Annotated in this window: 21 protein-coding genes; 14 read left to right on the top strand and 7 right to left on the bottom strand. The window is 40.8% G+C overall.

The genetic code is table 11. The features are described from left to right. On the top strand, positions 1–309 hold a 309-nt coding region (locus ACK8HY_RS15410), incomplete at its 5' end, for a hypothetical protein (RefSeq protein ID WP_416134165.1). A gap of 173 nt (positions 310–482) precedes the next feature. Here ACK8HY_RS15410 and ACK8HY_RS15405 read toward each other — a convergent pair. Then, positions 483–656 carry a hypothetical protein gene (locus tag ACK8HY_RS15405; protein ID WP_175992061.1) on the bottom strand — a complete coding sequence of 58 codons (174 nt, stop codon included), beginning with the start codon at positions 654–656 and terminating at the stop codon, positions 483–485. A gap of 370 nt (positions 657–1,026) precedes the next feature. On the opposite strand from ACK8HY_RS15405, the gene ACK8HY_RS15400 reads away from it, so the two are divergent. The 6 genes from ACK8HY_RS15400 (at position 1,027) to ACK8HY_RS15375 (ending at position 10,840) form a co-directional block, all read left to right on the top strand. Then, on the top strand, positions 1,027–2,211 hold the full coding sequence (locus ACK8HY_RS15400; protein WP_254846234.1) for a Pycsar system effector family protein: 1,185 nt from the start codon (positions 1,027–1,029) through the stop codon (positions 2,209–2,211). Between the two features lie 48 nt (positions 2,212–2,259). Further along, positions 2,260–4,272: a polyphosphate kinase 1 gene (gene ppk1, locus ACK8HY_RS15395; protein ID WP_416134164.1), complete on the top strand. Its 2,013-nt coding sequence runs from the start codon at positions 2,260–2,262 to the stop codon at positions 4,270–4,272. Between the two features lie 4 nt (positions 4,273–4,276). After that, entirely contained in the window at positions 4,277–5,173 is an 897-nt protein-coding gene (locus ACK8HY_RS15390) for an SdiA-regulated domain-containing protein (protein WP_416134163.1), read from the top strand. Positions 5,174–5,178: 5 nt separating this feature from the next. Further along, a complete protein-coding gene (locus ACK8HY_RS15385; RefSeq protein ID WP_416134162.1) occupies positions 5,179–7,788 on the top strand; it encodes a BamA/TamA family outer membrane protein in 2,610 nt (869 codons plus the stop codon). A 13-nt stretch (positions 7,789–7,801) separates the two neighbouring features. Then, positions 7,802–10,162 carry a GAF domain-containing protein gene (locus tag ACK8HY_RS15380; RefSeq protein ID WP_416134161.1) on the top strand — a complete coding sequence of 787 codons (2,361 nt, stop codon included), beginning with the start codon at positions 7,802–7,804 and terminating at the stop codon, positions 10,160–10,162. A 66-nt stretch (positions 10,163–10,228) separates the two neighbouring features. Next, positions 10,229–10,840: a trimeric intracellular cation channel family protein gene (locus ACK8HY_RS15375; protein WP_416134160.1), complete on the top strand. Its 612-nt coding sequence runs from the start codon at positions 10,229–10,231 to the stop codon at positions 10,838–10,840. A 56-nt stretch (positions 10,841–10,896) separates the two neighbouring features. Here the strand turns inward: ACK8HY_RS15375 and def are convergent, their stop codons facing one another. Then, positions 10,897–11,478, bottom strand: coding sequence for a peptide deformylase (gene def / locus ACK8HY_RS15370; protein WP_416134159.1), 582 nt, complete (start codon positions 11,476–11,478; stop codon positions 10,897–10,899). Positions 11,479–11,745: 267 nt separating this feature from the next. Here def and ACK8HY_RS15365 point away from each other — a divergent pair, with 267 nt between their 5' ends. The 3 genes from ACK8HY_RS15365 (at position 11,746) to miaA (ending at position 14,658) form a co-directional block, all read left to right on the top strand. After that, positions 11,746–12,525 carry a hypothetical protein gene (locus tag ACK8HY_RS15365; protein ID WP_416134158.1) on the top strand — a complete coding sequence of 260 codons (780 nt, stop codon included), beginning with the start codon at positions 11,746–11,748 and terminating at the stop codon, positions 12,523–12,525. Positions 12,526–12,589: 64 nt separating this feature from the next. Continuing rightward, positions 12,590–13,762: a Gfo/Idh/MocA family protein gene (locus ACK8HY_RS15360; protein WP_416134157.1), complete on the top strand. Its 1,173-nt coding sequence runs from the start codon at positions 12,590–12,592 to the stop codon at positions 13,760–13,762. Then, entirely contained in the window at positions 13,759–14,658 is a 900-nt protein-coding gene (gene miaA / locus ACK8HY_RS15355; protein WP_416134156.1) for a tRNA (adenosine(37)-N6)-dimethylallyltransferase MiaA, read from the top strand. The genes ACK8HY_RS15360 and miaA overlap by 4 nt, the downstream gene beginning before the upstream one ends. A 50-nt stretch (positions 14,659–14,708) precedes the next feature. Here miaA and ACK8HY_RS15350 read toward each other — a convergent pair whose 3' ends face one another. From ACK8HY_RS15350 to ACK8HY_RS15330, 5 genes are all read right to left on the bottom strand, one after another. Then, positions 14,709–16,262, bottom strand: coding sequence for an Rne/Rng family ribonuclease (locus tag ACK8HY_RS15350; protein WP_077436961.1), 1,554 nt, complete (start codon positions 16,260–16,262; stop codon positions 14,709–14,711). Positions 16,263–16,567: 305 nt separating this feature from the next. Beyond that, positions 16,568–17,404 carry a tetratricopeptide repeat protein gene (locus tag ACK8HY_RS15345; RefSeq protein WP_077436960.1) on the bottom strand — a complete coding sequence of 279 codons (837 nt, stop codon included), beginning with the start codon at positions 17,402–17,404 and terminating at the stop codon, positions 16,568–16,570. An 18-nt stretch (positions 17,405–17,422) separates the two neighbouring features. Beyond that, positions 17,423–17,707 (bottom strand): HU family DNA-binding protein, encoded by a 285-nt coding sequence (locus tag ACK8HY_RS15340; protein WP_028071165.1) that lies wholly within the window; start codon positions 17,705–17,707, stop codon positions 17,423–17,425. Between the two features lie 247 nt (positions 17,708–17,954). Next, a complete protein-coding gene (locus ACK8HY_RS15335) occupies positions 17,955–19,001 on the bottom strand; it encodes an aminotransferase class I/II-fold pyridoxal phosphate-dependent enzyme (RefSeq protein ID WP_077436959.1) in 1,047 nt (348 codons plus the stop codon). Positions 19,002–19,282: 281 nt separating this feature from the next. Next, positions 19,283–20,251 carry a D-2-hydroxyacid dehydrogenase family protein gene (locus ACK8HY_RS15330; protein WP_416134155.1) on the bottom strand — a complete coding sequence of 323 codons (969 nt, stop codon included), beginning with the start codon at positions 20,249–20,251 and terminating at the stop codon, positions 19,283–19,285. A gap of 168 nt (positions 20,252–20,419) precedes the next feature. Between ACK8HY_RS15330 and ACK8HY_RS15325 the strand changes: the two genes are divergently transcribed. The 4 genes from ACK8HY_RS15325 (at position 20,420) to ACK8HY_RS15310 (ending at position 25,342) form a co-directional block, all read left to right on the top strand. Then, positions 20,420–22,567 carry a carboxypeptidase-like regulatory domain-containing protein gene (locus ACK8HY_RS15325; RefSeq protein WP_416134154.1) on the top strand — a complete coding sequence of 716 codons (2,148 nt, stop codon included), beginning with the start codon at positions 20,420–20,422 and terminating at the stop codon, positions 22,565–22,567. A gap of 143 nt (positions 22,568–22,710) precedes the next feature. Further along, the gene (locus tag ACK8HY_RS15320) at positions 22,711–23,325 is read left to right on the top strand and encodes a tetratricopeptide repeat protein (protein WP_077436957.1); all 615 of its coding nucleotides are present in this window, start codon (positions 22,711–22,713) and stop codon (positions 23,323–23,325) included. Between the two features lie 7 nt (positions 23,326–23,332). Beyond that, a complete protein-coding gene (locus ACK8HY_RS15315) occupies positions 23,333–24,400 on the top strand; it encodes a sensor histidine kinase (RefSeq protein ID WP_077436956.1) in 1,068 nt (355 codons plus the stop codon). Positions 24,401–24,592: 192 nt separating this feature from the next. Beyond that, entirely contained in the window at positions 24,593–25,342 is a 750-nt protein-coding gene (locus ACK8HY_RS15310) for a LytR/AlgR family response regulator transcription factor (RefSeq protein ID WP_077436955.1), read from the top strand. The last annotated feature ends 42 nt before the right edge of the window (positions 25,343–25,384 follow it).

Below are 25,384 nucleotides of genomic sequence, written 5' to 3'. Positions count from 1 at the left end.
GCGGCGAAGGGGGTGTCGGTAAAGACAGATGGTGGGTTAGTACCGGATCTGCGGCGGGATTGGGGGCGGGATTGGAGACGGCGCTCCGGAGGAAAGGCTCCGGAAGGGGGAGGATGGTACCGGGAATACGGTACGGGCAGGGATACCACGGACCGCAAAGGGGCTTTCGCCGGGTCCCCTAGCGCAATGGCGAACCGAAGGGCGGCGGGTTCGGCCTTTCTCCGTCACCTGTCCGTACCTGCTTCGCCCTTCCTTCGGCTTCCACCTATCTTTTACCTATCGTTTCCCTATCCATTCCCTATCATTTAGATAGGTGGACGATAGGGAATGGATAGAGAATGGATAGGGAATTTCCGAACAGGGGGCGAAGCGGGGGCGAACGAGACCCGAACCGGAGTAGAAAAAAGCCGATTTTGTCTTATACTGAAATAGGTTTACATCTACCGAACAGATTACTATATAGATTTTACATCCTATTTTTTCTACTGGATATGTTTGTCATTGTCCGTTTTCTTACTGTTATCGTTTGTCCTTTCCCAGACCACAGTTTCCCTAGTTTTGCTGCGGGACTTTTTAGCTTCAGGGCTACGTCTTTGAAACACCTTCGGAACTTTATGGTTCTGCCATTGCTGATGTGCCTGCTGTGGAGATATCATGTCGCAGGCCATATGTGGTCTAAAATGATTGTATATTTAAACTGCTTTGACCAGCTGTGCAAGTGCCGTTTTGTAGTTCGGAAAAGTTTCAGATATTCGATATTCGCTTTTTAGGATACCATTCAGCCTTTCTGCCACAGCATTGTCGTATATGATCAAGTATGCGCAGAGATTTAAATTCATTACGAAAGACAAATGACTAGAATAATGGTAAACAGTAAAAAGACATCTGGTATAAAAAACGATGACTCTCATCTTACTTAGGATATTAAATTGATCTAGATCAAAAAATTACGAAAAGGAGGGAGTACATATACTAGATATTAAAGATATTGAATACTTTTATTCTAAATAAAATACCCTACTGGTCATGATAGATTATAACGAACTTCTAAAACAAGTCGAAGAATATTCTAACACTTATATTATACAGAATATCTCATCCTGCCATTGTTTTCACAACAGTCTGCATACGCATTCGGTAGTTCAGGCGGCAGAAGAGATTTCATCTTATTATAAGTTAAATGATGAAGATCATTTTATTGTGATCAGTGCGGCCTATTTTCATGACTTAGGTTATGTAAAATCTGACAATGCAATCGGTCATGAGAAAAAAAGCGTAGAGATCGCCATGGATTTCCTAGCGGATAAAGGCATATCCGAAGAAGCGAAAGAAAAAATAAAAGGTTGTATTCTGGCGACAAGAATGCCTCAGGATCCAAATAATCTATTAGAACAGATTCTTTGTGATGCTGATCTGTTTCATTTCGGGAATGATGATTTTGAGAACAGGAATAAGCTCATGAAGGCCGAAGCTGAAGCCGTTTTAGGTAAAGAAATTGACAAGGATGTTTGGCGTGCTGGCACAATAAAACTCTTGTCAAGCCATCATTACCACACAGCCTATGCACAGCAGAAGCTCAATGCGAAGAAAGAAGAAAACTTAAAAGAACTTGAACGTAAGCAGGAAAAATCCAAGGACAAAAAAAAAGAAGACAAGAAAGAAATAAAAAAAGAGAAAGACAAAAGCGTGAAACCGGAACGCGGTATAGAAACCATGTTTCGTATAACATCGTCCAACAATCAGCGGCTGAGCGACATGGCAGACAATAAGGCTAATATATTATTAACGGTCAACTCCATTATCCTATCTGTCGTTATCGCGGTCTTATTTAGAAAATTAGATAGTAACGAACATCTGATCTTCCCGACAATTATTCTAACGGTAATTGTCGTGGCAACCATGGTCATGGCCATATTATCGACTATTCCGAAAATACCATCCGGGAAATTTTCAAAACAGGAAATTGAGAATAAAACCGTCAACCTATTATTTTTTGGGAATTTCTATAAAATGAAACTCGATGACTACAATGAGGGGATGCAAAAAGTAATGACTGACTCCGAATTCTTATATGGTATGCTTACAAAAGATGTTTATTCCCAAGGCGTGGTTTTAGGCAGAAAATACAAGTTGCTACGGTATGCCTACGGTATTTTTATGTTTGGCCTGGTCATTTCTGTTATTTCTTTTGTGATCGCAACCCTATTATAAAATAGTGAAAGCATCGCTAACCTTATTGCTTCTTAGATTATTTTGCAGATGAAAAAAAAAGACTTATATATCAATAGAGATATCAGTTGGCTATCGTTTAATGACAGGGTACTCGACGAAGCGGGGCGTCAGGAGGTTCCACTGTTGGAGAAATTACAGTTCCTCGCCATTTTTTCATCAAATCTAGATGAGTTTTACCGTGTACGGATGCCGGTATTGATGGCATGGAAGAAAATTAAAAAGAAGAGCAGTGATCAAGAGGTTCCGAATCTCGATATTGGAACCTATAAAAAGGCTACTAAAATTATTGATAAACAGCAGGAAAAATTTGGCCTATTTTTAACTGATATCATTCATCAGCTAGCTAACGAAAAGATTATACTGATCTATAACCAGGAAATCCCATTAGCGATAAAATCGCTTGTAGCTAATTATTTTTTTAGTACGATTGCTTCTTATCTGCAAATAATTCGCATAGACGAAGAATTTTCCTTTTTTCCGATCAACAACTGCCTGTATTTTGCCCTGACCGACAATAATACAACAGATTTATTCATTGTCAATATACCTTCAGATCGTATCAATCGTTTCTTTACATGTCAGTTCGATGCTAGTACGTACGTTGTCTTTATCGACGATATCATTAAGCTATTTCTGCCTGACTTAATAAAGAATAGCAATTTAAATTTCTATTCTTTTAAAATTACCCGTGACGCTGAACTCAATCTACAAGATGAGTTCGATGGCGATATCGCACAGAAAATAGAAGCAGAGGTCAATAAAAGGGACCTTGGCTATGCCACCCGATTTTTACATCAGCCTGGTTTTCCAGATTCGCTCATTGAAAAGCTTGCCGTTCTTTTCGACCTTCGAAAAAGTAGTATTGTTGCAGGGGGGTATTACCATAATCTGAAAGATTTTTTCTCCTTCCCCATAAAACGGAACGAACTGTCTTTTCCGAAACAGCAGCAGCTAGCAGCACATCAGGATTTTGAGCGCTCCATTTTTGAACAGCTCGATCAGCATGATATGCTAATCTCTACGCCTTATGAGTCATTTGATCCTATTCTCCGTTTTTTTAACGAAGCAGCGATAGATCCTGACGTAGCCGAAATTCATACCACACTCTATCGAATTGCCAGCGATTCGCATATTGCTCAAGCGCTGGCTACCGCAGCAAAGAATGGCAAAACGGTACATGTATTTGTTGAACTGAAAGCTCGTTTTGATGAAGCCAATAATATGCATTGGTCTAGAATTATGAAAGAGCAGGGGGTAAAGATCAGTTATAGTATCCCAAATCTTAAAGTGCATGCTAAAATTGCACTTGTCAAACGAAAAGACGGAAAAGAGAGCGCATTATTCGGGACAGGCAACTTAAATGAAAAAACAGCCAAGGTATATACCGATTACTTCTTAATGACATCCAATCGTCTATTAACAGCAGAGTTAAGCCTGTTATTTGAGTTTCTGCCCCGCAGAAGGAAACCGGACAAGCCGACAGATATCCCATTTCAACAGCTTCTGATCGCTCAATTCAATCTAAAACAGACTTTTGTTACTTTGATTGATGAAACCATCGCTCAGGTCAAGACGGGCAATGCCGCCTCCATAAAAATTAAGCTAAACAATTTAGAGGAAGAATCGTTAATCAATAAACTATACGAAGCCAGTCGGGCAGGGGTGAAGGTACAATTATTGGTCAGAGGTATCTGCAGGCTAAAACCCCAGGTCAAGGAGCTAAGTGAAAACATTGAAATAAAACGGATCGTAGGTCGCTATTTAGAGCACGGGAGAATCTTTATATTCCAATATGGAGCGCAGACAAAGGTGTATTTAGGTTCCTCAGACTGGATGAATCGCAATATCTACCGTCGGATAGAAACCTGCTTCCCGATTATGGACCCTGCATTTGCCAACAGGATTCAGCAACTCTTTGAAATTCAGTTTGCCGATGATGTTGAAGCAACTCTCCTTGATGAGATGGGCCGTAATATACCTGTCGAACATCCGATTGGCAATAAATCGCAACAACAAATTGTTGACTACTTAAAAAAATGAACTGATGAAAGACGCTACACGACTAACAGCTCTTGCTTTCGGAATGATTTCCACTGCATTACTGGCTTGCAACCCCAGTAATGGAAATAAAGAACGTACAGCTAATGTAACCAACGTTACTGCTGATAAACAGCAGCAACCGACAATTCCGTATAAATTATCATCCGGAAAAAAGATAAACTTGCCCGATGAACTGCTCGAAATATCAGGAATCGCATTTCTCGAAGGACAGGATGAAGATATTTATGCCATACAAGATGAACAGGGGCTGCTTTTCAAATACCATTTATCCAGCCAGAAGCTTACATACAGTCAATTTGGAAAGGACGGTGACTACGAAGATATCGGCATCAGCAAAACGCACTTCTTTATTTTAAAGAGCAATGGATCTGTGTACTCCTTTCCCATAACGGAAAAAGATAACATACAGACGGCCATTGAACAAAAAGATATTTTGCCCAAAGGTGAATATGAGGGACTTTTTGTGGACAAAACAAGTAACCTGGCCTATGTCCTCTGTAAAGAATGCCGGGTAGACAAAAAACAATCACAAACAACCGGATATATTTTCGCCATTGAGCGCGACGGGAAATTTACCCCGAAAGGTGAATTTGCGGTCCAGATTGATGAACTGAAGCAATTTGATCCGAAAATCAAAAAAACATTCAAACCTTCGGCCCTTGCAAAGAAAACCGACAGCAACGAGTGGTATATTTTATCCTCGGTTGACAGGGCTCTTGTTGTAACGGATGAAAATTTCCGAGTCAAATCCATAACATCCTTAGATCCAAAGCTATTCCCTCAACCAGAAGGGATCAACTTTGATTCAAAATCCAACCTTTACATCAGCAGTGAAGCTGGTAATCAGGATAAGGGAATCATTTATAAATTTGAAAAATAACAAGCATGCAACGGGTTTTACCATTCGTTTTACTTTTTCTCGCGATACAGACGTCCGCCCAGCAGAAGAACAAGTCCAATCCTGCGGCTGATGCCCACAAAAACGAGGCTCTCCCACAGGCTGTGATCAAAGACAGCACGACTGTCGTAGCAAATGCGAAGTACGGGCAGGCGAGCAGATTTAAGAAATCATTTCTTGGGGAAAATTACCGTAAAGAATGGGCGGCCGAAACGACATTGCCACTGCTGCAGCTCTCTACATTATTTGGCGGTCTAACACCGCTCAAACAGGGTGGCGGGATGCAGTCTGTATCCCTCAGGCTGGCTGATCCGACAGGAAGGGAATGGGCTCTTCGCTCGGTCAATAAACGGACAGAATCTTTGATTCCGGTAGAATTACACGGCACTTTTGTACAAGATGTGCTGGACGATGCGACGAGCGCACAACACCCTTATTCCGCATTGATGATTCCTGCGCTGGCCAATGCGGTCAATGTGCCACATGCACACCCGATTATAGGCGTAGTTGCTCCAGACACAATCTTGGGTGAATACGCACCATTATTCGAAAATACGGTTGCCCTTTTGGAAGAACGGGAGCCTTTAGGCGACTCGGACAATAGCCTAAAAGCGGTACGCAAACTGCAGGAGGACAATGACGATAATTTTAAACCGAAGGCCTACCTTAGAGCGCGTATGCTAGACGTTATTGTAAGTGACTGGGATCGTCATGAAGATCAATGGCGCTGGTATAATGAAAATCAAGACACGGACGATAAAGACAAAGACTATATCCCAATTCCACGCGACCGTGATCAAGCCTTGCGCGTGACCCAGGGTTTTTTGATGAAGGACATTTACCAACGTTTTGTGAATCCGGTTATGCAGGGGTTTACGACAGGTATACCAAATATCCGATATTCGCTTTTTAAATCCAGATTTTTAAACGCACATCCCAGTAACCAACTCTCCCATAAAGAATGGACAAAAGAGGTCGAACAGTTTGTCGCCCGCTTGACAGACTCGGTACTCCGACAGTCTGTCAACAGTCTGCCCCAATCATCCATTGCCATTCGCGGAGAACAGATTTTCCGTACCCTTCAGAGCAGGCGTGATGCTTTGCCCGCTGCAATGGAAGAATATTATCGTTTTATCAATAATATTGTCGATATCCATTTCAGTGATAAGAACGAAAAGGTAGCGATTGCCAGCACAAAAGATGAGGGCTTAAAAATCATTGTTTCCAAAATCAACAAAGATGGGAAGGTGACCAAAACACTGATGGATAAAACTTATGAAAAGAACCTAACAAAAGAAATCCGGTTATACCTTTCTGAAGGTCAGGACTCGATATCCATAAATAACGTAAATTCGCCCATAAAACTGCGTATTATTGGCGATAGCCTGCCAAAGACCTATATAGTCGACAAGAGCAGATCGAAGATAAAGCTCTATGAGAACACGCGGAACTCTACATTTTTAGGAGAAAAAAGCAGGATCAGGCTTTATCAGGGTAAAGATAGCCTGAACACACAGTTCGTTCCCGTGAATTTATACAATTCCTGGCTACCCTTATTAACAGCGGGCTATAATGCTGATGATGGCTTTTCTCTCGGACTTGGTGCCGCTTATACTCATCAGCGGGGATTTAGAAAAGTACCTTTTACCTATAAACAGCAGGTTACTGTAGCTTCGGCATTCCGAACAGGGGCCTATAAAATTCATTATCGTGGCGAATGGGAAGATGTTATCGGCAATGCTGATTTCGTCATTGATGCATTGGCAAAAGCGCCCGACAATACGCAGAACTTTTTTGGTGTTGGAAACAACTCCGCATTTCTAAAAGATCAGTATGGCGCGAAATACTACCGTAGCCGGTTCAATATTTTTAATGTCAATCCTCTGCTGCGATGGCACCCCTCTTCTACGCTCAATTATGCTATTGGCCCGCATATTCAGTTCTATCACCTGGATCCGATAGAAAATCAGGACCGTTTTATCTTAAATCCACGATCACTCCACTCTTACGATAGTGTCTCTATTACCAATGACAAAGCTTTTGTCGGGTTAAATGCTTTTCTGACACAGGATACACGTAACCGCAAGATCAATCCAAGTAAAGGAGTATTTATTAAGGCAGCATTACATTCTTTCTTGGGCCTAAATAAATATTCAAGAAATTCAGGGCAACTAAGTGCAGAAATGACAGGCTATTTTAGTGCTCTAAATGAAGGTATTGTATTCGCTAATAGAGTAGGCGGTGGAACCGTGGTGGGTAACCCTACATTCTATCAATATCTATTTTTAGGTGGTCATGAAAACCTTCGTGGTTTTCGTCAATATCGGTTTGCTGGCGAACAAATGGTATACAATAACCTAGAAGCCCGCGTCAAGATTCATGAGGTAAAAAGCTACGTTCTACCGGGAGAATTAGGAATCATGGGAATGTATGATATCGGGAAAGTGTGGGCAAAAGACCACAACAGTAAGACAGTCCATCAAGGATTCGGTGGCGGACTTTATTATATCGTCGCCAATGCATTGCCGCTTCATTTTGTAATGGCCAAATCCAATGAAGGTTGGTACCCCTATTTTAGTACCGGATTCCGCTTTTAAAAGTGTTCGATACATGGAAATCAAAAAAGTACAACTGACTAAAGTCAAGACCACATTGTATAACTCGGATAAAAAACTTCAATTTGAGCCTTTTTTTCGGTACCTGGAATCCTTTAGTGGCAGCGATGTATCTTCTGATGACATGATCCCACTAGTTGCACTAGAACGGATAAGAGAAATTGAACAGGTTAGTGGCAAACTCTGCGCTCGCAATCTTAATGCCTATAAAGATATTTTGCAGCTCATTTATAGCCTTTCGGTGTCCCTGATCGATACCGCTCCCAAGCAATATTGGGCACTGGGAACAGCGCTCGCTGAAGAAACATTTTATGGAACAGAAGCTTTTTTCAAACTCTGGAAAAATAAACTGGTGGAACAAGGGATACGGGATCAAATGCAAGATGAAGGAATTCTGAACAATCAGGAAAAGCTGCTGTATACACTGATCTTCGAGCGGCTGTACGGTCTCCCCACTAAAGAAAATAACACAATTGTCTACCATCACCTAAATGAACAGGGCGAAATTATTGACTATTACGATCTAAATATAGATTTCAAATTTGTTGACATTAAGCCCAAAAAAGAACTCCCGAAATTTGATGTAAGGAGTTTGACCAAGAACACCAACGATGTTTCTTTACTTGATTGGAATAATATTGTCAACGCCATTAAGATCGAAGATTTTGAATTGTCGGGTTTCACCATCCTTACCGCCCAAAAGAGTAGTCTAGCACATACCCGCACGAGAATACAATCTATCTTATTGGATCTTGCGTCCTATAACTATCATCTTTTTTTATCAGATCTGGAAAAGATTATTGCTCCGATCCTCAAGGGGAAAGATACAATTTTCAGTCTGTTTCCGTTGTTCCAGCTCAACGGCCTGCCTTTTTTTGATTATTCCATTACAAATAAAAGTATTTTAATTTCCGAACCCTACACTAGCAACAGGTATACGAATATCAATCCAGCAATCGCTAATTATTTAAAACATCCGCACTTTATCTTTTACAATACCCTTGATACGATTAAAAATACCACATCTATTTTTGACGAACGCATCAAGGCCTCGGGTGTCAAAACTTACCTGTGCATCCCACTGGTACATAACCATGCATTATCTGGTATCCTAGAAATATACAGTCATCAGCTGGATCAGCTCGATAATGAGACGATACACTCTCTCCGTGAGCTTGTGCCTTTATTATCCCAGCTTTCACATGATATCACAACAGAGTTCAAAAAACGTATCGACGAGATTATCATCAACCGATTTACCACCATACAACCTGCAGTTCAGTGGAAGTTTAATCATGTTGCGGCTCAATATATCCAGGAATTCGAACAAGATGAGCAGAATGTACATATCAGACCCGTTATTTTCGAAGAAGTTTATCCGCTCTATGGGGCCATAGATGTAAAAGATTCTACCATCATCCGCAATGCGTCAATTTTAAAGGATTTTAGTTTCAAAGTGAAACAATTGGCGCTTCTTATTGACGAATTGTCATTGGACGGCAGGCATCAACTCATTGTTGATTTTTCAAAACGGGTCGATCAGATTACCGCGTCGCTGGATCAAACCTCCTTTGACGAGTCTATGGTCAGGATCATTGAATTCTTCCGGAAAGATGTACAACCTTTTCTCGATGCGGCGAGAAAGCAGTTCCCTACAAAACATGCGATTATCGAGCATTATGCGCGTCACTTTTTTACCAATCGGGAAACGGGGGAGTTCTATCGGAATGAATTTGAGACTTCATTACGCCGGGTAAATCATATTATTAGTAAGGAGCTCAATCATTTCAACAGCTTTATCCAGGGAAATTATCCATCCTATTTCCAAAAATTCAGAACTGATGGTATCGAATACGATATCTATATTGGCGAATCTATTACACCGCAGCAAACTTTCAGCAAAGAATTCATCAATGTCTTTCGGCGGCAACAGATTATCTCCATGGCCCGGATTGCACTGAAAACATATCATGCGAAGCAAGATTTACCACTTTCCCTGGAGACAACACAGCTCATCTTCATCAATCCACATAGCATTGATATCAGTTTTAGGGAAGACGAGCGGCGATTTGATGTAGAGGGATCATTGAATATCCGTTACGAAATCATCAAAAAAAGAATAGACAAGATAAGGATAAAACGCACAAAGGAAAGGCTCACACAGGTCAACAAAATTGCCATTGTCTATCTTTCGGATGAAATCTTAGAAGACCTAAATCTGAGTATACAGGCGATTTATGATATGGGAATTATTGAAAATAGTGTTGAACATCTAAAACTAGAGGATGTACAAGGAATTGTAGGATTAAAAGCCATTCGTCTTACAGTAAACTTAAACTACAGAGATTTCTCCTAAATTTGTCGGAATCTTGCATAGATAGATTAAAGAAATAGGGAAAATATTTTTAAATACGTATTTACAATGATAACAGATGCCAACTACTTTTATTTGAGCGATTTGCTTGGCACCTTATTTTTTGCGATATCGGGCACCTTGTCCGCGAAACGTAAGGATATTGACATCTTTGGGGCCGCATTCCTCGGTTTTGTGACCGCTATTGGCGGCGGATCCATGCGTGATGTATTTTTAAACTTGCGTCCAGTATGGGTAAATGACAGCAATTATCTCATTGCCATTTTTCTGGGTATCTTGATTGCCATTATTTTCAATCGGCAGCTGTATAGTTACTATCGTACACTAACCCTCTTTGATGCTATAGGAATCAGTTTTTTTACCATCTTAGGCGTACAAAAATCGTTAAATTATGAAAGTAACGTCTATGCGGCCATCATCTTTGGAATGTTTACTGCCGTATGTGGTGGCATGACACGTGATATACTCCTGAATGAGACGCCTTTGATTTTTAAAAAGGAGGTATATGCAACAGCCTGTCTAGCCGGCGGATTAATTTATATCTTGCTTGTTCATCTTGACCTTGATCTATCCTGGGCAGCTTTTATTGCTGCCGGAGTAGTCTTCCTGGTTCGGATGACCGCTGTTAAGTACAGGCTATATCTACCGCGGTTGGATTGAGCGGGGAAATCTGAACGAAATCCCTGTCGATAAAATAAAAAAAGCGTTAGTTTAGCCTAACGCTTTTTCTTTTGCTGTGGGAATTTCATTTTGTAACCCACCCGGATATTGCCTTTGGCAATCGCATCCAATTTGCCTTTCAGCATCGTTTTCTTCAGGGTGCTCAATTTATCCGTAAACAACTTCCCTTCAAGGTGATCATATTCGTGTTGTACAACACGTGCCGCCAATCCCGTCAGATCCACTTCGTGCTCTTCAAAATTCTCGTCCAAATAATTGATACGGATATTTTTATGGCGAAGCACATCTTCATTGATATCAGGGATACTCAGACAACCTTCACCAAAGGCCCATTTTTCCCCAGATTCTTCAACCATTATCGGGTTGATGAACACTCTTTTGAAGGACTTCAACATTTCTCTATTCTCTTCGTCGTCCTCCGCAAAAGGTGTTGCATCAATAACGAAGATACGTATTGGCAGGCCCACTTGTGGTGCTGCTATCCCAACACCATGCGCAGCATACATGGTATCAAACATATCGTCAATCAGTTTTTTTAAATCTGGATAGTCTTCATCTATTTCTTCAGCAACCTTTCTTAGTACTGGGTCGCCATACGCCACTATCGGAAGTTTCATATGTAAATAATTATTTTATAAGTGTCGATGTTCACTATTATATATGAACCCTTACACTCGGTTTGTTTTTTTAAAGTCCTATGGAATATCCCCTTATCTTATCTAGCACAAGTGTCTCTCAATACCCTCTATCCCGCTTCATGTCCCTCTCTGTATATATCTTCAAAACTCGGTATTTCAAGGTGCTATTATATTTTGCACAAAGATACGGATAATTATCAAAAGCGAATATTTCGTCGGAACTTCCATAAAAGTTACTTTTGTTTTATGAATACATCCTTTAAAGATCTCGTTATTCGGCTTAAAAACGAACTCGGGCGACAACTTGAGCTGCGACTAACCCTGACCGAACGAGATGGATTTATACAAATTGAGTCTTCTGAATTAACAAAAAATATCTTTCTTTACCCCAATGAGCGACATCTTCGCTTCCTAAGCGCTGATTCGGGCATCCATATAGATGAGGATCAATTGGAACAAAAATTCGATCTTATTGTCCAACGTATCGTTGCTCAATCGATAAACAACCGTCGTATTTATGCACGAAAGACTATCGTTGCCCGACTTGATAAAAAAGTAAGTCAGCAGTTTCTCCTGGAACATCACCTGCAAATACCAATATTGGGAAAATATAGATATGGTTTGTATGAACAAGGTGAATTGGTTTCCATTGCTATCTTTTCTGGTGGGCGACGTATGAATGATAAAGACGATGCCTATCGCTCCTTTGAATTGTTGCGTTTTTGCAATAAATCCGGTTACAATGTAATTGGTGGACTGAGCAAATTGATCAAGGCTTTTGTGAAAGACTTCTCGCCGGGGGATATCATGACCTATACAGACCGGGACTGGAATCAGGACTCTTCTTTGGAAAAAATTGGCTTTATAGCCAAAGAAATTACGACTCCCATCAATTTCTGGGTAACAGGGTCAAAGAGATTCACCTATCGTACCGAAGAAGAGCTTAAAGAACTGATAGACCAGGCTCCACTCGGATTTCCCAAGGAAAACTTGGGGAGCATCAAGATGATTTTATATATAAAATAAGCTAAATTGTGTATATTGTACACTGTAAGAGTTTGAAAAATAAATAATCAAAAATAATAACGTTATGAAGAGAAAACTTCGCATGGGTATGGTCGGAGGCGGAAATGACGCCTTTATTGGAGCTGTACACCGCATCGCTGCTTTTATGGATGGCAAGATTGAGTTGGTTTGTGGTGCATTTAGCATCGACCCACAGATTTCAAAACAATCTGGGGAGGACTTATTTGTCGCTCCAGAGCGCGTTTATTTAAGCTACGAAGAGATGATCGAGAAAGAATCTCTGCTTCCCGAGGGTGAACGCATGGATTTTGTAACGATTGTTACCCCCAACTTCCTACATTTTGCTCCAGCAAAATTGGCCATGGAAAAAGGTTTCGATGTTGTGGTTGAAAAACCAATGACTGTATCTGTTGAGGAAGCAAAAGAATTGCAGGAGATTGTAGAGCGTACAGGCCGTACATTATGTCTGACACATACTTATTCAGGTTATCCTATGGTCAAACAGGCCAAAGCGATGGTAAAAGAAGGCCACTTTGGTAAAATAAGAAAAATTGTTGTTGAATACCCACAAGGCTGGTTGAGCCGTTTAACCGAGCGTGAGGGTAATGCTGGTGCAGCATGGCGCGCAGACCCTAAACGTTCAGGTAAATCTTTGGTGATGGGCGATATCGGTACCCATGCGGCTCATCTTGCGGAATATGTTTCGGGACTAAAAATTGAAGAAGTATGTGCTGATTTGACAACATTTGTTGAAGGCCGACTATTGGATGATGATGGTTCGGTATTGTTGCGTTTCGAAAATGGTGCAAAAGGCGTATTAATGGCATCACAGATCTCAGCAGGAGAGGAGAACGCTGTCCGTATCCGTATTTACGGGGAAAAAGGAGGACTAGAGTGGGCCAACGAAGATCCGAACAACCTGATCATCAAAATGCTCGATCAGCCACGTCAATTGTACCGTACCGGAAATGCCTATACAGCTCCATATACATTGAGTTCTTTCGCTACGCATAATACACGTATTCCTGCTGGTCACCCAGAAGGTCTGTTGGAATCCTTTGCAAACATTTACCGCAACTTTACCTTGACGGTCACTGCAAAACGAGAGGGCAGAACCCCGACCGCTGAAGAACAAGATTTTCCTACTGTATACGATGGTGTAAGAGGTATGACTTTTATTGACACTGTTGTAAAAAATAACGAAGGAACAGAAAAATGGACTAAATTTGTCGTGTGATAGACAGATTAAGACATATACTTTCTCTTTTGGAACAGGAAAACGTTCCAAAAGAGAAAGTTATCGTTATACTGGGGCCTACAGCCTCCGGAAAAACCAAACTGGCCGTTCAACTTGCCCAACGAATTGATGCCGAAATCATCAGTGCGGATTCCCGTCAAATTTACAGACGCATGGATATCGGTACCGGAAAAGACCTTAGTGAATATCAAGATATTCCTTATCATCTCATTGATATACAAGAACCCGGAACAAAATACAATCTTGGAAATTTCATCATAGATTTCAATCAGGCGTATCAATCCGTTTTGAAAAAGGATAAATATACAATTCTGTGCGGAGGTACGGGCTTATATCTGCAGAGCGTTATCCAACAGAAGCCTTATGCACTGATTCCTAGTATAACAGGATTCAAAGAAGCGCTTGTGGGTCAGACAAGGCCTGCGTTAATGGACCGGCTAAAGACCTACACCTGTCCCTTAGACTTACAGATAGACTGCTCAACAGATAAACGCATTATACGGGCCATCGAAATATTGGAGTTTCTCCAACAAAACCCGGACTTCAAACCCCAGCAGCAAGCGCCAGAAGTGTTCGTTATTGGTCTAAATCCACCTTTAGAGAAAAGGCGAATAGGCATCAGCAAACGACTGAAAGAGCGCATAGAAAACGGTTTTTTGCAAGAAGTCGAACAATTACTGGCCGGAGGGCTTACCCATGAACAGTTGCAATACTACGGTTTGGAGTACAAATATGCCTCACTGTATCTTCTTGGAGAAATGGATTACAGCATTTTCTTCACCAAGTTAGAAACAGAAATACACAGATATGCCAAACGCCAGATGACTTACTTCCGAAAAATGGAAAAAGATGGGATCAACATCCATTGGATATAAACAAAAAAGGGTTAGTATCACTACTAACCCTTTTCGTTAATCTCTTTCTATTATAACTTGATTTCTTCATCCTTCGCATTGAAGAAATGGAATTCCGTTAGATAATACGAGGTCATGGGATTTACTTTTATCCATTTTCCGTACTTCATAAACCATTTCATTCTTTTAGAAATCAGACCAGACTTAATGTAGGCGTCTATGTAAGGGTGAACACACAAGGTCACCTTCTTTTCGTTTTGTTCTTGAAGAATAAAGCTCAAATTATTTTCAATATCATCCATTAGGACAATACTTGATCGGATTTCACCTGTACCATCACAAGCCGGACATTTCTCGTTTGTGACAATATTCATCTCAGGTCTTACACGTTGACGGGTGATCTGTACCAGGCCAAATTTACTTGGCGGCAGGATCGTATGTCTCGCTCTATCCGACACCATACATTCTTTTAAGAACGTATACAACTCTTTTCGATGATTGGGCTTATGCATATCAATGAAATCAATGACTACAATTCCCCCCATATCACGCAAGCGCAGTTGTCGCGCAATTTCCTTTGCTGCTTCCATATTGACCAGCAATGCATTATCCTCCTGATTCTCCTTATTTGCAGAACGGTTACCACTATTGACATCGATTACATGCAGGGCCTCGGTATGCTCGATAACGAGATACGCGCCGCCGGGCAAAGTAACAGTTTTGCCAAAAGCTGCCTTGATTTGCTTTTCAACTCCGAAATGGTCGAAAATTGGTTCTTTATGTTTGTAAAGTTTTACAATTTTCTCCAGATCAGGAGATATATCGTGTATATATGATTTTGTTTCTTCGAAGATCGAAGGATCATTAACATAAATATGCGAAAACTCATCCGTCAGGATATCCCGTAGAATAGTGGATGCACGATCCATTTCGCCGAGAACCTTTTGTGGTGGTTCAGCATTACGAAGACGTTTGGTAAATAGCTCCCATTTTGAGATCAGGTCCAATAAGTCACGTTGTAGTTCCTCGACACCTTTACCTTCGGAGACTGTACGGATAATTACACCAAAATTAGCGGGTTTAATACCTTCGACAATCTTTTTGAGGCGGTTACGTTCGTTACTACCTTTGATACGTTTGGAAATGGAAACAGTACTTGAGAAAGGTACCAAAACGACAAAACGACCTGCAATTGAAAGGTCTGAGCTCAGACGAGGTCCCTTTGTTGAGATGGGTTCTTTGGCGATTTGTACTGGCACGAGCATGTTTTTGCTCAAGACATCAGAGATCTTACCAGCTTTATCGATATCCTTTTCAAGTTTTAAACTATTGAGCAGTTTCTCTTGATAACTGCCATTCTTTACGATACGCGTAAGCTTTAGCAAAGATTGAACCTGAGGACCCAAATCCAGGTAATGTAGAAATGCATCCTTTTCGTAGCCTACATCTACGAAAGCCGCATTTAGCCCCGGCATTATCCGCTTGATTCGTCCAAGATAAATATCCCCGACAGCGAAATTGTTATTTGCGGGCTCGCGGTTAAGTTCAACAAGCTGCTTATCTTGTAGTAAAGCAATAGTTACCCCTTTATCAGGAGTTGAATCGATAATTAATTCCTTTACCAAAAGCTACTCATTTTTGATACCTATGCAATATCCTATCGCAATTTTTGGTATCTGATTAAACATTTAAAGAACGTTGTTACGAAAAAAACAATCTACATATCCTTTAAAAGACATGTAGATCATTTCGTAAAGCTATCTCAGCAAAATGGGCCAAGATGTTTAAAAGCTCATCACAAGACTATTTTTTCTTGTGTCTATTTTTTCTTAAACGTTTTTTACGTTTGTGAGTAGCCATCTTGTGTCTTTTTCTTTTTTTTCCGCTTGGCATAGCTAAATTTTTTAATGATTATAAAATAATAAATTAATTACTTGCTCAATTCCCCGATCTTGCGGTCGATGAATTGTGATAGGGATGGATCAGCAGCCAGCTCCTTGCTTTTTTGAAAAGCAGCTACAGCTTCCTTTTTCATCCCAATATTTTCATAGCCTGTGGCTAAGTAAAAGTATGACTCTGCATCGGGCTTCTGATCGATAACGGTCTTAAAGCGCTCGATAGCTTTGTCAAACTGACGGGACTGTAACGAAAACAATCCCAAAGTTTTATTTGCTTCTAAATTTTTCGGATCAGCAGCAACAACTTCACGCAATAAAGCAATACCTGCCATTGGGTTGTTTGTGCCAGATACCATTGCGGCACCTAACCCTGTTTTTGCATCAAGACTACTTGAATTTGCTTTTAATGCCGCCTCATACGCATGAATCGCATTCTGGTTAAGCGCTTGGGCTAAAGTAGAATCTTGCAAGTTTGTGTAAGCTGCACGATACGCATTACCCGCTTTCAACCAATACTCAAATTGAGGAGAAACCTTTGCCATTTCCTCATACACAAATGCCTGAGGGGCTGGTTTTGCGACATCGTCCCACTTATCTGCCAACTGTTGCAACAGCTTTATCTTATCTTCACCAGAAGCTTTTGCAACTTGGGCCTCAATATCGGAAATTTCTTTGACTAAACTAGCATCTAAACCTTGTTTTGTCATCGAAGAGATATTTTCCAAATTTACTTCATTGGAAGGTTTCGATTCAGATGCTGCAGCAGTTTGTTTTTCTTTGTCCACCAAACCTTTAATAGGCTGCGCAAATAGCACAGCAACTAAGGCTACTACTGCTCCTATGACTATTATCTGTTTGGTTTTTGCCATTTTAATCTATTTTAAAGATTATTTATTGCCGTTTTTTACTTTCTCAACGAAAATCTTAGCTGGCTTGAAGCTAGGAACAAAGTGCTCTGGAATAATGATCGCTGTATTTTTTGAAATGTTTCTTGCAGTCTTCTCAGCTCTTTTTTTGACTACGAAGCTACCAAAACCTCTTACATATACATTTTCTCCTCCGATCATTGCGTTTTTGACAACTTTGAAGAACGCCTCTACGGTCTCTTGAACATCTACCTTCTCTAAGCCAGTTTTGTTAGAGATTTCTGCAATAATTTCTGCTTTAGTCATATCTATTTTACTGTAATTATTTATTTTTCAACCCTTAAGCCAACTAATGTTTGGGGATGCAAAAGTATTGTTTTAAAATGAGGAATGGAAATTATTTAAATACTTTTTTGATAAATAAGCTTCCAAAAGCCAAACATTTACAATCAATTAACGAGATTACACAACGCGCAAACCGCTAAATAAATTCCAAAATTAACAACAATTTCCTAATTTACAACAAGTTGATTCATTGGATGTCATAAAAAAATCAAGATACGCCAATTGCATGGCTAATACGTTTTAAATCTTCCAAGGTATGATGTGCATTGACAACAATTCTATTCAATAATGGGTCTGTAGCAAGCGGATAAGGAAAACTTGACACCACTATACCTGCCTCCATCAGCCTTGCATAGAGACCGCTATCTGCGGAAGAGAAGACCGGGAAATTAGCGGTGGCATTTAAATGTCCGTGGGCAAGTGATCCGAAATACTGGATGTTCGCCTGTAACTTTTCAAATTGCCGGCGATAGAGGTGCTCCCCATTTACAAAAGCATAAAGACTCGCGGGGGAACTCGGGGAGGCTCCAGTATAAAAATTTGATTTTTTAAGCTGTGCTATCCGTTTCTGGCTGGCCAAAATCAGGCCCGCGTCTGTCGCTAAGCCCTTTGCCAAGGAGGCCACGACAATCAGCTCGATATTGTCTCTCAGAAAACCACGATCAGCTAAGGAAATGCCATTGTCATACAATACGCCTATACCATGGGAATCGTCCAATACCAAAGTCACTTGCTTATTCGCTGCAATTGTATCAAATATTGAAAAATCATACTGCTCCGGCTTCATATTATCCAGGCTATTGCTAACGATAACAAATGAATTTGTTTTGGACTGATTGATATAATCGACTGTACGTGCACTCCAAGACTTAAAATCACCGCCTATATCCGGATTCATATCAAGCCACAGAGACGGATGAGTCGCTGGTGCATAAAGCATTTCACCTTCCTTTGATAACGTTTTAACAACAAATTGGGTTGCCAAGTAACCGCTTGACAGCAATAACCCTGCATCAAATCCAAATCGCTGGGCCGCATATTCTTCCGCTTGGTCAAATATAGCCTGCTGTACATTATTGTTTCGGGAAGTCCCGTTGTTAATCCCATAACGTTGTACTCCCTCAATAAAAAGTTCGGCATAAGCTTTATCCGTTGCCAAGCCCAGATAGGATGTTCCTCCAAAAAAGAGGTATTCCTTTTCATCCAGGTATATCGAACGCCCCGTAGGCTGATCAAGTTTTGTGAAATTTCTCATTTAAACTCTTAGGCGGCTGTCCTCTAAAAAGGAAAGACAGCCCATTTTTCTTTCATCCTGCTCGTGTCCTCAAACACCCTTCTTTAAATTTTTCAATTACCGAGAGGAGCGCTTTTCCTTTTGGACAGTTTGATTTCAATCAATAATACACATTTGGTTTGACATCTATCCCATTGCGGCGGGACATTTATTCCCTAATCTTTTGATCTACTCATAACAAAGGGTAGCATTTCAAGTTACAATTTCCTAGATTACGAACCAACTGTCAATAGACATTCCCATCAGTCCTTCAAAACCTCTGGGTTGGCGATATGTTGTGGTGTACCTTTCTCAAAAGCAACAATATTTTCAAAAGCTAACTTAAACAGCTGTTCATAGCCATTCTCTTCCACGTAGCCCAAATGCGGGGTGCAGATCACATTTGGCATCTGAAGCAAGGAATAATTGGGATCCACGATCGGTTCTGACTCGTAAACGTCAACCGCAGCTGCACCTGGAACCCCACTTTTCAATGCGTCCAAAAGTGCACCTTGTTCAAGCAATTCCGCGCGCGAAGTATTTACGAATAGCGCTGATGTTTTCATGGAACGTAGATCTTCCAACTTTACGATACCTCTGGTTTCTGGCACCAACCTTAGGTGCAGTGTTACCACATCCGCAAAATGAAAGAAATCCGACTTACTGGACGCGGCTAAGAACCCATCTTTTACAGCCTCTTCCCGAGAACTCTCGCTACCCCATACAATCACCTCCGCGCCAAAGGCCTTGGCATACTGGGCAACACGGCGCCCAATCTTTCCGTAGCTCCATATCCCTATCGTTCTCCCCGCCACAGACTGCCCTATATTCGTCTGCCATTGCCCTGCTTTCATTGCTGCAATCGCTTGTGGCAGTCGGCGCAGACCGTTCATAATTAACAGCCAAGTCAATTCTGCAGGCGCAACAGGGGAGCCTATGCTTTCTGCCACAGCGACCTGATAAGCACTGCAGGTCGCCAGATCAAGGTGGTTGGAAATTTTACCGGTTTGGCTGATGAGCCGGAGATCTGGGAGCCTGCTGAGCAGATCTGCCGTGATTTTCATCCGTTCCCTGATCAGTACCAATGCCTCCGTATTTTTTAGCTTTTCTGCCAATTCAAGGGGATCTGAATAGGATTGTTTCAATATCTGAACATCATGACCATCAAGTATTTTGAAACAATCCAACTTTCGGACAGCATCTTGATAGTCATCTAAAATGGTAATTCGCATCTTTCCGTGACTTAATTTAACCGCCCATTAAGATGACCGGCTTCATTTTAGACATTAATTTACAGCATAAAATCGGAATACCACATTCATCATGATATTTTGACATTTCATACACTCTTTTTCGGGGAAGCAGCTGCTGCATTCCATTTTTGGGTAAAAATCAACAAAATGAAGCTTCTATTAACCTTACTATTTTTAAGTACTTCCACTATTTTCGCACAGTCTATTCTCAAAGGCAGGGTAGTAGAGAAAAATGGTAAACCTATCTATTTAGCTAATGTTTATATAGAAGGTACCTACGATGGGAGTACAACAGACTCGCTCGGAAATTTTACTTTTGAAACCAATGAGCGGGGTGCCAAGACGATCAAAGCGTCCGTTGTAGGTCGTCCACTGTATAGCAAACCTATTGAATTACCATATAAGGAACTTTTGATCATTCAATTGCAGGGTAGTGAGAATCGATTGCAAGAGGTCAGTATTCAGGCAGGGGCCCTTCAAGCCAACAGCTCAGGCAAAAACACGGTGATGAGCCCCTTGGACATCGTCACGACAGCAGGAAGCATGGGCAACATCATTAGTGCTTTGGCAACATTACCGGGCGCACAAGTTGCGGGAGAAAACGGCCGTCTCATGGTTCACGGCGGAGATGCCTCCGAAACACAAACTTACATTAATGGAATACGGGTAGCGCAACCCTATACCGCAACCCCAAATGAAGTTCCTGTCAGGGGTCGGTTTTCGCCAATGCTCTTTAAGGGCGTCAATTTTTCTACCGGAGGTTATTCCGCGGAATTTGGCAATGCCTTATCCAGCATTTTGGCCCTTAGTACAGAAAACACCATTGAACAACCCGAGACAGAAGTTTCCTTATCATCTGTAGGCCTTGGTCTTGGGCATACATTACAATGGGGTAAAAATTCACTGACATTCAACAGCAGCTATACAAACTTAAAGCCCTATTCAAAAATCATTACCCCTGATATCAGATGGACCAAGCCCTATGAAAACGCTTCCGGAGAACTGATCTATCGCCATCAGTTTAAAAAAGGTTTTCTAAATATTTATGGGGCGTACAATTTTGAGAATATGGGGCTTTACCAATCCGACATCAATTACGAAGAGCCTATCCCATTGAAAAAGAAGTCAAACAATAACTACGCCAACATCACCTATAGTCAAGACCTAGGAAATCGCTGGGCATTCCATTCAGGTGTTGGAATAGGCTATCTGAGAGACAAGCTCCATTACAGTGATATTTACCTGCCCAACGACGAAAAGAGCCTCCATTTAAAAGGAACCATAAGGAAAACCTGGAAAAACAGTATAAAAAGCATTTGGGGAATAGAATATTTTGACAACAATTACAAAGAAGAATACCATCGCCAAGAACTCGCCTACAGCTATGGATACCATAGCAAAATGACTGCACTGTTTACCGAAACCACTTTTGGCCTATTACCTAACCTTATTGGAAAGATCGGACTACGGGGAACTACCTCCAATTTACAAAGCAAAAAAACAATAGAGCCAAGGGCATCCTTGGGCTACGCTTTGAACAAGTACACTCAGCTCTCGCTGGCCTATGGAACGTTTCATCAACAAGCCCCCAGTTCACTTTTAAAATATGATCCTCAGCTGGGTTGGCTAGCCGCCAAACATTATATCGCAAATTACTTTTACGAGAAAAGTGGACACCTGTTGCGTCTGGAAGCCTACCATAAGACATACGACAACCTGATAAAATATAACAGCCAAACAGCAGGGTACGACAGTCAATATGACAACAATGGCAACGGCAAAGTCAAAGGCTTTGATGTATTTTACAAAAACACCGGTAGCGTAAAGAATCTACAATACTGGATTTCATACTCCTACACGGATAGCAAAAGAGATGAAGCGAACTATCCCCATACAGTTACTCCCTCTTATGTTTATAAGCATAGCCTTTTTATTGTTGGAAAATACTGGTTTGCAAGCCTCCGTTCACAGCTCAGTTTGACAAATTCGATTGTTTCAGGAAGAAATTACAACGATCCTAACCAAACCACTTTTATGAATGGTCACACCAAAGGATATAATAATCTATCTATGAGTTGGTCATTCCTCTACAGTCAGCAAAAAATTATCCATTTCTCTGTCAGTAATGTGCTCGGAGCTTCACCAATCTATGGATATCAATATGCAGACCGACCGAATACTCAGGACATTTATGACCGGAGACCTATTGTGCCTACAGCTAAACGCTTTGTCTTTTTGGGCTATTTCTGGACAATAAGTAAAAATGAAAAAAACAATCAACTGGATAATCTATAACAATCAACAACTCATCATCAAAATATGTCGGTTCATCCAAAATTATTCCCGATTGCCGGCAACTATTGGCAACTTCACTGGAGTTCAACAAAATATGAACCCGCTATCGAAGAATCAAAATGTTAACTACTAAACGAAAAATCATGAAATCAATTATTATCGCCATTATCTGCTTCATAAGCAGCACCGCATTTGCACAAAGCAACTATGAAAAAAGTATGAGGCAAGCCATGGGCCTATGGCAGTCTGGAGAGATACAGAAAGCGTCTGCACTCCTGGAACGAATCAGCCAAGCCGAAAAAGACAATTGGATTCCGATCTATTATCAGGCAATGATCCTAACGACAGCCGCCTTTAGGGAAAAGAACAAAGAAACGCAAGCAAAATACATACAATCTGCCGAAGACATCCTGAATAACAGTACGCAGGACAACAACTCGGAATGGCTTGTGTTGCGGGCAATGAATAAAACCGCATTAATGGTAACCGATCCCATGACAAAAGCCAAGGAGCTATCACCGACCATCATTGGTTTGTATAAAAAAGCATTGGCAATCACGCCAAATAATCCACGAGCGATGTTAGGGCTAGCTGAATTCCGGATGAACGCCAAAAAATATTTCAATCAGGACAGCAGTAAAGAATGCGAGGATGTCAAGAAAGCCCTATCTTTATTCAATGAAGAAAAAGTGACTGCTCCATTTTCCCCTTCTTGGGGTAAAGACCGGGCAGAACAAATACTGAAAGAGTGCAAATAATATTGCTGTGAAAAGATTCCCATTTAAAGCCATTATTCAGGCCATATTAGCAAGTGTGGTTGTCTCCATCTATTTTGTAGTTGTAGCCAAACTCGATCATAAAGATGTCCCTTTGTTATCGATCATCTTGCACCCTAATATGGTCAGAGGTATATTGTATGGTTTTTTTCTCTTTCTGAGTCATGGCTATCTATCAAAATGGGTGGCGGATAAGTACCCAAACAGTAAAGACTTTGGAAAAAAAATGGTTGTTTTTTATAGCATCAGCTTTATCTTGACCATATTTGTCGTTTTTTTAGTGAATGCTTTTCTTTCGGGTCTTTTTATCCCGACTGGTTCCAAAGACTTTCTCCAGCGCTTCAATCATTTCATTAATCAGCAGCGTGTTGCTTACTACTTTCAACTTGCGATTATTTCCTGGTTTATTTCAATGCTGTTTTTTGGATTCTATTTTTATAAAAGGTTCAAAGACTATCAGATTAAAGAATCTGAACGGGAAAAACAACAGATCACGGCGCAGTTCGAATCTTTAAAAAACCAATTGGATCCACACTTTCTGTTCAACAGCTTAAATGTGCTGAATGGACTGATTGAAGAAGATCCCAAAAAGGCTAGCCTTTTTACCACAGACCTATCCAAGATATACCGCTATGTACTGGATCACAAAGACAAGAGTCTTGTTTCTTTACAGGAAGAGATTACGTTTTCAAAAGCTTATTTGAATCTTTTGAGTCTACGGTTTGAAGCAGGTATCCAGATTGATCTACATATTCATGAAAACGAGATCAATGGTTTTATTTTACCGCTTTCGCTTCAATTGCTCATCGAAAATGTAGTCAAGCACAATGTTATTTCGTTAAAGAGTCCACTGATGCTAAAGATTTATCGTAAAAAGGACTATTTATATGTTGAGAACAATTTACAGAAAAAGAAAGTGCTCAACGGCAATTCCGGAATCGGTTTGAAAAATATTCAGGAGCGTTATGCATTACTGTCCGATCAACCAGTTTACATTGAGGAAAGCGCGGATTTCTTCTCTGTCGGGCTGCCGATTATTGCCGAAACAGTAGCATGAAAACCAGCGAATTCAAACATAAGTCAATGCAGTAACATTTGACGACAAGGATCAATCCGGTCCAAGAGGCCATTAAATAAAACAAAGAAAATACCAGTAGCAATTAAATGTCATAAGCGGGCAGGTATGACCTGAATGCGAAATAAATAAACCACTCAGGGATCAGACGATCAATGAGAACGAAAATATGCAATGAAAATATTAATTATAGAAGACGAACTTCCTTCTGCGAGACTGCTCCGAAGAAAATTGGAGCGGCTCGGTTATACGGTGTCAGCCACACTACAGACCGTAGAAGAATCGATTGAATGGTTTAGATCAAACGACGAGCCTGATCTACTTTTTATGGACATTCAACTTGCTGATGGCATATCGTTTGAGATCCTCGAGCAGATAAAACCTAGTTCGGCCATTATTTTCACGACAGCGTATGATGAATATATGTTACGGGCATTTAAACAAAACAGCATCGACTACCTGTTAAAGCCAATTGAAGATGAAGAACTGGAAAACGCGATTGAAAAGTTTCTGCAGTTTAGGCGTCCAGTCTCTCCATTTGATCTAGCAACTTTTAAGGCATTATTTAAAAATACCACTCAAACATTTAAGGAGCGTTTTACCATCAGGATCGGCCAGAGCCTCAAGGTTGTGACCACCCGACAGATCGAGTGCATTTACAGCGAAAACAAAGGCACCTATTTATATACCAATGAAAATGGGAATTATCTGTTTGACCAAACACTGGATGCCTTAACCCCACAATTATCACCCAAAGAATTCTTTCGGATCAACCGAAGTGCTATCGTGCAATTTGATGCCATCAAAAACATTGCAGTACATTCCAATGCGAGATTAAAAATATATCTCAAGCATTATGAATCTGACGAGCTGATCGTTTCGAGGGAGAAAGTCGCTGCTTTCAGAAATTGGCTTGATAAATAACCTAGGATTGAACACCCGATTTACTATTCGTGAAGCTGTTAA

Origin of the sequence: Sphingobacterium sp. NGMCC 1.201703 (assembly GCF_047784615.1) — a bacterium.
Classification (GTDB): domain Bacteria; phylum Bacteroidota; class Bacteroidia; order Sphingobacteriales; family Sphingobacteriaceae; genus Sphingobacterium.
Note: the sequence above shows the minus strand (reverse complement) of the source record. Positions and strands in the feature narration are given on the sequence as shown.